Genomic DNA, 9,421 nt, shown 5'->3' on the forward strand with positions numbered 1-9,421 from the left:
CGAATGCGCATAAACCCTTTGGGCAATACATGTTGTAAGTAGCGCCGTAAAAATTCATCACAACTCAGAGTCATGACTTTATCGCGGTTGTTATCTGCATAATCGCGGTATTTAAAGCTCACTGTTTCTTCAGTCGCTGACACTAATCGCGATTCTGACATCACGCCTTTTCGGGTATAACGAGCAAGGTAACTAACTAGCTTTTCACTGTACGTTAAACAGGCTTTGCTATACACGCACCATTTGGTTGGTGTGCTTACCTTCGCGAATGAACTATCGCATTCATTGAGCGCCGCGAGCATTTTCCCTCTAAACACTGTTGATAATGCTTTAACGGGGTATAAATAGCCTTTTTCTATTTCATGCCAGTGCGCTTTATCAAGCGCGCCTGCGGGTATCAAGCAATGCAGGTGAATATGCTGACTTAAGTTCTGCCCCCACGTATGCAGTACGCTTGTCATGCCTAACTGGCCATGCCTCTTTCGTTTCGCAAATTTACCAGCGTTTGCCATGCGGCTTTAAATAAACAGTGATACAACGCGTTTGGGTTGTAGTGCGCAATGATATTTAACTCATGCGGGAGCGTAAAAACAAGGTGGAAATAGCGACACGATAATAAATCCTCTTGTTGTCTTTGCACCCATTTAGCCGTTGCCATACCTTGGCAACGTGGGCAATGCCGATCTCGACAGCTACATCCAATTTGTTGTACTTCACTACAGTTATCACATTGCCATGCTTGATAACCGAGCTGACCCGTTCTGCATGATTGAAGGTGTTGGCAGACTCGTAACTGCTGATAACTCATTATGTGGTGCTGCCGATAATTCCCAAGGCCAGAATTTAAAATATCAGCGAGGTGTAAGCCGCTCATTGGTTTCCCCAACTTGCGAGTAAATCAATACCACCATGCCCTAATTCAGGTAACCAGTGTAAGTAACTTTGCGTGGTTCTAATGTCACTGTGACCAAGCTGATGTTGAAGTTGATGAAGCGGCATCCCTAACTCAAGTTGATGTGTTGCATAAGCATGGCGTAATACATGTGGATTACAGTGCTTTAAACCACACATTTGTGCATGTTTTTTCAATGCCTTTCTGAAGCTTGAGGGTGACATGGGTTTATCCATTAACCATCGTGAATAAAACATCCAGCCCGTTGGGTGATACATTTTCCAATAGCAACGTAATTGATTTAGCACGCTATCTGATACAACAACATAGCGTGACTTATCTCCTTTACCATGTTCAATTAAAATGGTTTTACGCTGTCCATCGATGTCTTGCACTTTGATGCGCAGCAGTTCGCCAATACGCAAACCACATCCATAACACACCACTATCAATGTTTTTAAGCGCATATCCGTGCAACTTTCTATAAGTCGTCGAATATCATCACGCGATAAATAAGTAGGTGCCCGAGGTTTTGCTTTAGGCAAGGCTATGTCTAAGTTCAGTGGGCGGTGTAAAATATTCTTAAACAAAAACCAAATGCTGTTTATTTGTATTTTTTGACTCGCTCTGGAGAGCTTGCGAATGGCGGGATCTTTAAAAAAGATATTCAGCTCATCATCAGTAATTAAATTGAGTGGTTTATTAAAATAATGGCTGAGTTTAAGTAAATGCTCGCAATAACTTTTACAGGTACTTTGTGAATAACCACGGTAGGCTATTTCAGTTTTGACTTGTTCAATGAGTGTATTCATGACTTACCTCCAAATATGGGATAACCCCAAGGTAAGTGTGGCTCAAATGGTCAGAATAGGATCTCCGCGTAGCGGCTTAGTTCAACAACTAAATAGCGAGATTTTTGCCAAGCTATCAACACGTTTTCAAGCCTCAAAATAGATCACTTAATTAAGCTAATTGGTATAAAGCATAAAAAACGGCGTACTAAAAAGTACGCCGTTTTTATTGCAATAAACTAATTTTTAACAAATTTATTTATTACGGTTTTCTTTAGCAAATGCACGTATTTTACGCTTTTGCGACAGTGTTACTTTATTAACACGACCAGCAAATGGGTTTTCACCTTCTCTAAATTCGATTTTGATAGGTGTGCCCATAATTTTAAGCGCTTTACGGTAATAGTTCATCAGGTAGCGTTTATAACTATCTGGTAAATCTTTAACTTGGTTACCGTGAATAACAATACGTGGTGGGTTATAACCACCGGCATGCGCATATTTGAGCTTAACACGACGACCACGAACAAGAGGCGGCTGGTGATCGGCTTGAGCCATGTCCATAATACGACGTAACATTGCAGTACTTATACGTTTAGTAGCTGATTCATACGCTTCGTCAACAGACTCGAATAAATGACCAACACCTGTACCGTGTAGTGCAGATATAAAGTGTAGGCGTGCAAAGTCAATAAAGCCTAAACGGCGATCGAGCTCTGATTTAATACGATCTTTAACGTAATCGTCTAATCCATCCCATTTGTTCACTGCAATTACCAATGAACGACCTGAGTTAAGAGCAAAGCCTAATAAGCTTAAATCTTGATCTGAAATACCATCGCGAGCATCAACAATCAATAACACAACGTTACAATCTTCGATTGCTTGAAGCGTTTTAATTACAGAGAACTTTTCAACTACGTCGCTTACTTTTTTACGCTTACGAACACCTGCGGTGTCAATTAACACATACTCTTTTTCATTTCGAGTCATCGGAATGTAGATAGAGTCACGTGTTGTACCTGGCATGTCGTATACAATTACGCGATCTTCACCCAGTATACGGTTTGTCAGCGTTGACTTACCAACGTTAGGACGACCAATAATCGCAAGCTTTACAGGTTTGTCTGCAAATGCCTGGTGATCGGTATCGCTGTCTTCATCTTCTTCGTAAAGATTAATAAGCTCTTCGTCATCGCCTGTTACGTCTTCGTCTTGTGCGGCTAATTCAGCAATAAGCGGCTGAAGTGTTTGCTCAAGTAATAACGTAATACCACGGCCATGCGATGCAGCAATGTGATGAATTTCACCTAATGATAATTGGTAAAATTCAGCACAGTTTGAATCTGCATCAATACCATCGGTTTTATTGGCAACAACAAAACACTTTTTATCTTGTTTACGCAAGTGATTAGCAATTGCTTGGTCAGCTACGGTCATACCTACACGAGCATCTACTAAAAACAGAACAATGTCAGCTTCTTCAATAGCTAGCAGAGATTGATCTGCCATTTCGATTTCGATGCCTTCTTCTGAGCCATCAATACCGCCCGTGTCTACCACGATAAATTCATAGCCATCGTAACTAGCTTGGCCATATTTTCTATCTCGTGTTAAACCTGGAAAATCGGCTACGAGTGCATCACGAGTACGTGTTAAACGGTTAAATAATGTGGATTTGCCCACATTGGGTCGCCCAACTAGAGCGATCACGGGAAGCATAAACTACCTCTTTAAAAAACAACAAAAGGCTTCGCAGTGCGAAGCCTTAAAAAAACCATATGACTATTAGTAACTTAGTTTGGTATTTTTACCATACTAACTTCACCATCACGGGTGTATAAAATTAGCTTATCGTCGGCAACAACTGGCTCAACAAAAAAGCCCGAGCTGTCAAAGTCTTCACGAGATACTAGCTCGCCAGTTTCTTTATTTAGCCAATGTAGGTTACCTTCTTGGTCGCCTAAAGCTAAGTGGCTACCTGCAACTGCAGGGCCTGTTAGGTACCAACCGCGTAGAGCGGGTTGGCTCCAACGTTCAATACCTGAATTTTTATCTAATGCGTAAATAACACCATCGCTATCTACTAAATAAATTGTTTGTGCATCCATCGCAATTTCGCGGTAGCTGCTGTACTCGCGTTTCCATACAACATTGCCAGAGCGAATATCTACAGCGGCTAAGTTTCCGTTGTAAGCTATAGCGTAAGCGTATGGACCGCTAATAAGTGGTTGAGTGTCTACGTCAACTAGGCGTTCAAATTCTGATGCGCCTTTAGCAACCGCAATTTCTGCGCTCCATGCTGAGTAACCACTGTCTGAAATTAATACGCTTAGCTTGCCTGTTTCAAGGCCTACTAATACACCACCGTTAGCAACGGTTGGCGAGCTTTGTCCGCGTAATGTTAGTGGTGGAACTTCTTGTTCAAAGCTCCAACGCTCTTCGCCTGTATCTGGGTGAAGGGCTAACAATTTACCAGAGCCTAAATTTACAAATATTAAGCCATCGCCTGCTGTTGGTTTAGACAGAGATTCGCCTGGTACGTTTTTACGCCAAACTTCTTCACCAGTTTCGCGATCAAGAGCAATAATAAAGCCGTGTTCAGAACCAATATAAATTTTACCATAGGCTTGCAAAATACCACCTGATAATTTTGCATTACCGTTGTCAGCCCAAGGCCAAAACGATAAATCTTGGCGTACATCGGTTTCCCATTTTGTATCGCCATTATCAAGTGAAAGCGCTTCTACTTGGCCTTCGCGGCTAGCAACATACACAGTATCTTTGTAAACTGCGGGTGTTAAACGAGAAAAATAATGCTCTACGCCATCACCTACAGATTCTTGCCAAACAACGTCAGTTTCAAATTGGTTTACAATTTCAGGAAGTACTAGTTCATCTTCATCATCACTTGATGAACAACCCATCAATGTTGCCATACATAGGGCAAGGGCTGCTGTTGTAAATTTTTTCATGCCTAAAACCTTATGCCGCTGGGCTAGTTACTGCTAGGTCATCTAACTTAATTTGTAATAGTGGGTTACTTGTTAATCCACCCGCATCTATTGCTGCTTGGTATGCAGTACGTGCTTGATCTTTATTACCTTGCTCAGTGTAAATGTCGCCTTTAAGCTCGGCCACGTTTGCATTGAACGCTTCAGGTAATGGTGCATTTAATGTTGTTAATGCATCGTCATATTTAGTTTGCGCAATTTGAACACGTGCTAAACGTGTAATCGCAATTGCTTTTAATTCTGTATTTGGCGTATTAGACACAACCCAGCTTAGCTTTTCGCTTGCTACGTCTAGTTTTTTCGCTTCTACTGCGTCTTTTGCAGCAACGAATGCAGCAAGTGTTGCGTAGTTTGTGTCTTTATTTTCGCTAATAAACGCATCAGCTGAAGATAATACATCGTCGCTTTCAACAAGCGCTGTATATGAATCTGATGCTTTTTCAGCGGTAGTAATTTGGTTTTGGTTATATGCTTTCCAGCCATATAAGCCACCTAGGCCAACAAGTATACCTAGCGCAAGTGAAATGCCGTTTTCACGGAAAAAGCGTTTAATGGCTTCTGCTTGTTGTTCTTCTGTTGAATAAATATCCATTCTTACCTCTAATGTTCGCTTAGCCGTTAATAAGCTCAGCTAATAGCGCTTTAGCTTGTTCTAATTCTAATGTGACTTGTTCTTTACGCTCGCGCAAATACTTGATGGTCACAACGCCTTTTTCTAATTCATCTTCACCAATAATTACTGCAACAAGTGCATCGCTTTTATCAGCACGTTTTAATTGTTTTTTAAAGTTTCCGCCGCCCGCATGTACCATAACGCGTAAACCCGGTACGTCTTTACGTAGTTGCGCTGCAATTGCAGGAGCTTGAATGCTTGCTTTGTCGCCCATTGCTGCTAAATATACATCAGCATTACGACGAATGTCACCTACACACTCAAGTGCTTGTAGTAATAATACTAAGCGCTCTAGACCCATTGCAAAACCAACTGCTGGCGTTGCTTTGCCGCCAAGTTGTTCAACTAAGCCATCGTAACGTCCGCCAGCACATACAGTGCCTTGTGCACCTAAACTGTCGGTTACCCATTCAAATACAGTGCGGTTGTAGTAGTCTAAACCACGTACTAACTTTTCATTAACCGTATATGAGACGCCAGCAGCGTCTAAACGTTCACATAAATTTTCAAAATGTTCTTTTGATTCAGCATCTAAATTTTCAGACAATTTAGGTGCATCAGTTAAAATTGCTTGTACGTCTGGGTTTTTGCTATCAAGTACGCGTAATGGGTTTGAATACATACGACGTTTTGAGTCTTCATCAAGCACATCAATGTGTTGCTCAAGGTAGGCTACTAACGCATCACGGTAATCTGCACGCGCTTCGTTAGATCCTAAAGAATTTAGCTCTAAACGAACGTGGTCAGTAATACCAAAGGCTTCCCATAGTTGCGCTGTTAATAAAATAACTTCTGCGTCTATATCTGCTGTAGCAATACCAAATGTTTCTAAACCAAATTGGTGAAACTGACGGTAACGACCTTTTTGCGGACGCTCGTGACGAAACATTGGACCCATGTACCAAAGGCGTTGTTCTTGGTTGTATAGTAAGCCATTTTGGTTGCCAGCACGTACGCATACTGCGGTGCCTTCTGGGCGAAGTGTTAATAAGTCGCCATTGCGATCGGCAAAGGTGTACATTTCTTTTTCTACTATATCGGTAACTTCACCAATAGAGCGTTTAAATAAGTCGGTTGATTCTACAATAGGAAAACGAATTTCTTGATAACCGAACGATGCTACTGTCTCGCGTAAAATGTTTTCTACTTTCTGCCAAACTTGTGTATCGCCCGGCAGACAATCGTTCATACCGCGAACTGCCTGAATTTGTTTTGCCACTGATAAATCCTAAATGCTGTTTTTTTGTGTAATGAAAAATGCTTACACAACAAGAATGCTAAAAATTGACCCGTCATTATAGCGTTTTAGCTATAAAGGTAAACGCCAAACACCGCTGTTTGGCGCTTTATGCGGTATTTATTCGACTATTTTTATGTCAATCGGTGTTTGGTTCTGCTTTTTTTCTATAAAGTCGCGTACATAACCTTCAAGCTGGTCAACAATGTTGTTGTTATCAATGCGCGCTTTTTGGCGTTCGCCATTTATATACAAACCAGAACGACGATTTGCACCGGCAAGCCCTATATCACTCACAAGCGCTTCACCTGGTCCATTTACAACGCAACCAATTACCGAAACTGACATAGGTTCGATAATATCCTCTAAGCGCTCTTCAAGTTGGTTCATGGTGCTTACTACATCAAACTCTTGGCGTGAGCAGCTAGGGCAGGCAATAAAGTTAATTCCACGCGAACGAATGCGCAATGAATTTAAGATATCAAAGCCGACTTTAATTTCTTGTACCGGGTCGGCAGCAAGTGATACACGCAGGGTATCGCCAATACCTTCGGCAAGAAGCATACCTAAACCTACTGCAGATTTAACAGAGCCTGAGCGCATGCCGCCCGCTTCGGTAATACCTAAATGCAGTGGTTGGTCTATTTCTTTAGCGAGTAAGCGATATGCACCTACAGCTAAAAATACGTCAGACGCTTTTACTGATATTTTAAATTGGTCAAAATCAAGGCGGCGCAATATATCTACATGGCGCATTGCTGATTCTAATAAGGCTTCTGGTGTTGGTTCGCCGTATTTTTCTTGTAAGTCGCGCTCTAGTGAACCGCCATTTACACCAATACGAATAGGAATGTTATGCTCGCGTGCAGAATCGACCACAGCTCTTATACGCTCTTCACTACCTATATTCCCCGGGTTTATACGCAGGCAATCTACACCGTATTTTGCTACTTTTAAGGCTATACGGTAATCAAAGTGAATATCTGCAACTAGCGGAATCGTTACTTGCTCTTTTATACTTTTAAACGCTTCGGCTGCATCCATTGTTGGTACTGATACACGGACTATGTCGGCACCTGCATCTTGTATTGCCTGTATTTGTGCAACAGTTGCATCAACATCCATGGTGTCGGTGTTGGTCATTGATTGCACTGCAATAGGGGCACCATCACCAATAGGGACGTTACCTACATTGATTCGGGTGGATTTTCTGCGTTTAATTGGAGATTCTGAAAACATAGCGACTACTCTGCTAGTGGTAATGTAAATTTGGCTAAACGGTTTTGAGGAAATGCAGAAACATCTACAGGTTCACCGTTTAAAGTAATGTCTACAGCGTCATGCTTACCAAGCACAACTGAAAAAGGAGGCGTACCGCTTACGGTCATAATATAGCCTGCTTTTTTAACGCCGAATGCTATTTTTTCGCCTTCGCCGTCGTAAATTTCAACCCAACTTTCGCCATTAAAGTTCATGACAATTGTGCTGCTAGCATCTTCTTGGCTTGCATTGTTAGAAGCAATAGGAGCCGTTTCTTTAACTATTTCTGGGCTTGTTGATGTTTCACTAGACGTGCTTTGTGATTCTAATAATGATTCATCGTCAATTTCGGCTTGTTGCTGTTGCTCTGAAATACTGGGTTGAGCGGCTTGGCGCTCGCTCATTTTTGAGTTGGCAACGTTTATGTTACTCGTTTGCTCTTCAATAGGTGTCGCGTTTTGCCAAAACCATAAAGCAGATGAGCCAATAACAATCGCTAAAATTAAATAGCTAAAAAACATTAAACGGCTGTCGTTTGCTTCTTTTTCTGTACGGCGTGAAAAACTCTGCATATTAGCGGGTTTAGCCGGCTCCGGTGGGGCTGGCATCATTGCTAATATAGGTGCGCTATCTACTTTTAATTCACGGCAATAGTTTTTTATATAGCCTTTAACAAAAGTAATAGGGCCGAGTAATGTAAATTCATCATTTTCAAGGCGCTTAATTTGAAGTTCAGACAGCTTTAACGGTGCAGCAATAGTCGCTATGCTAACGTTCGCTTGTTCTCTGTGATTTTTTAATATCTGGCCTACAGTTGGCTGTTCGCTCTGTGTTTGCGTATTTTCTTCATTCATAATGTGTATGAGTCTGGATCCACTAGTAAAAGTTTGTGCCCTGGTTTTAGTGCTATATCAGGACTTAATTTATTCCATCGCATTAATTCATCAATTAATACATGCCGCTGGGTAGCTATATCGTAAAGGGAATCACCAGCTTTAATTTCGTAATAAATATTTGGATCGTTTAGGTATATTTTACTTCCATTCATTACCCGATCCGACTCTTTTAGACCATTCCATTGCAGGAGCTTTTGTAGTTTAACATTGTATCGCACCGAAATGCTAAATAGGTTTTCGCCAACAGCAATTACGTGAAATGGCACGCGTAAAGGCGATACTTTAGGGTTAAGCATTGGGATCTCAGTTTTTTGTACTGCTTCGTAACTTTTAAATTCAATATCGGCATCATTTTGATAGCTGCTATTTTCAAATACAGTTGTATTTTTAGTCGCTTCGTAGAATACCACGTCACTACTATTTTTTTGAGCGGTAACTGCAGGAACTGAATTACTATAGTTACTAGTTTGCTGCGAATTAAACTGGCCTGTTTTAGGTGCGCCAAACGAAATTATTGTTACCTCGTCATCGGCTTTAGCTGGTTGTTTTGTTGCTATAACTTCTTTTTGAGGTTCGTAAACGGACTTAGCTTTTTTAGGTGCAGCTACTACGGAATCTGCAGAGTCGTGCTCAGTAGTAAGTGCAAGCATAACAGCCG

At 41.4% G+C, this 9,421-nt stretch carries 10 protein-coding genes; all 10 read right to left on the reverse strand.

Annotation, left to right across the window (positions count from 1 at the left end; all coding sequences use genetic code 11):
* Positions 1 to 461: transposase (locus L654_RS1000000128470; RefSeq protein ID WP_225305731.1), on the reverse strand; the 461-nt coding region annotated here is incomplete at its 3' end.
* A gap of 2 nt (positions 462 to 463) precedes the next feature.
* Positions 464 to 874 carry a transposase zinc-binding domain-containing protein gene (locus L654_RS1000000128475; protein ID WP_225305730.1) on the reverse strand — a complete coding sequence of 137 codons (411 nt, stop codon included), beginning with the start codon at positions 872 to 874 and terminating at the stop codon, positions 464 to 466.
* Positions 871 to 1,704 (reverse strand): tyrosine-type recombinase/integrase, encoded by an 834-nt coding sequence (locus L654_RS0123335; protein ID WP_024607783.1) that lies wholly within the window; start codon positions 1,702 to 1,704, stop codon positions 871 to 873. The genes L654_RS1000000128475 and L654_RS0123335 overlap by 4 nt, the downstream gene beginning before the upstream one ends.
* A gap of 234 nt (positions 1,705 to 1,938) precedes the next feature.
* Positions 1,939 to 3,405 (reverse strand): ribosome biogenesis GTPase Der, encoded by a 1,467-nt coding sequence (gene der / locus L654_RS0123345; RefSeq protein ID WP_024592997.1) that lies wholly within the window; start codon positions 3,403 to 3,405, stop codon positions 1,939 to 1,941.
* 74 nt (positions 3,406 to 3,479) lie between these two features.
* The gene (gene bamB / locus L654_RS0123350; protein ID WP_007583433.1) at positions 3,480 to 4,658 is read right to left on the reverse strand and encodes an outer membrane protein assembly factor BamB; all 1,179 of its coding nucleotides are present in this window, start codon (positions 4,656 to 4,658) and stop codon (positions 3,480 to 3,482) included.
* 10 nt (positions 4,659 to 4,668) lie between these two features.
* Positions 4,669 to 5,289 (reverse strand): tetratricopeptide repeat protein, encoded by a 621-nt coding sequence (locus L654_RS0123355; protein ID WP_007583431.1) that lies wholly within the window; start codon positions 5,287 to 5,289, stop codon positions 4,669 to 4,671.
* A gap of 19 nt (positions 5,290 to 5,308) precedes the next feature.
* Positions 5,309 to 6,589, reverse strand: a complete 1,281-nt coding sequence (hisS, locus tag L654_RS0123360; RefSeq protein ID WP_024591179.1) for a histidine--tRNA ligase — start codon at positions 6,587 to 6,589, stop codon at positions 5,309 to 5,311.
* A gap of 138 nt (positions 6,590 to 6,727) precedes the next feature.
* A complete protein-coding gene (gene ispG / locus L654_RS0123365; protein ID WP_010554970.1) occupies positions 6,728 to 7,846 on the reverse strand; it encodes a flavodoxin-dependent (E)-4-hydroxy-3-methylbut-2-enyl-diphosphate synthase in 1,119 nt (372 codons plus the stop codon).
* 5 nt (positions 7,847 to 7,851) lie between these two features.
* Positions 7,852 to 8,721, reverse strand: coding sequence for a RodZ domain-containing protein (locus tag L654_RS0123370; RefSeq protein WP_024591180.1), 870 nt, complete (start codon positions 8,719 to 8,721; stop codon positions 7,852 to 7,854).
* A partial coding sequence (locus tag L654_RS0123375; RefSeq protein ID WP_024609192.1) for a LysM peptidoglycan-binding domain-containing protein occupies positions 8,718 to 9,421 on the reverse strand: 704 nt, incomplete at its 5' end. The genes L654_RS0123375 and L654_RS0123370, both read right to left, overlap by 4 nt.

Source organism: Pseudoalteromonas sp. TAB23, assembly GCF_000498075.1.
Classification (GTDB): Bacteria; Pseudomonadota; Gammaproteobacteria; order Enterobacterales; family Alteromonadaceae; genus Pseudoalteromonas; species Pseudoalteromonas arctica.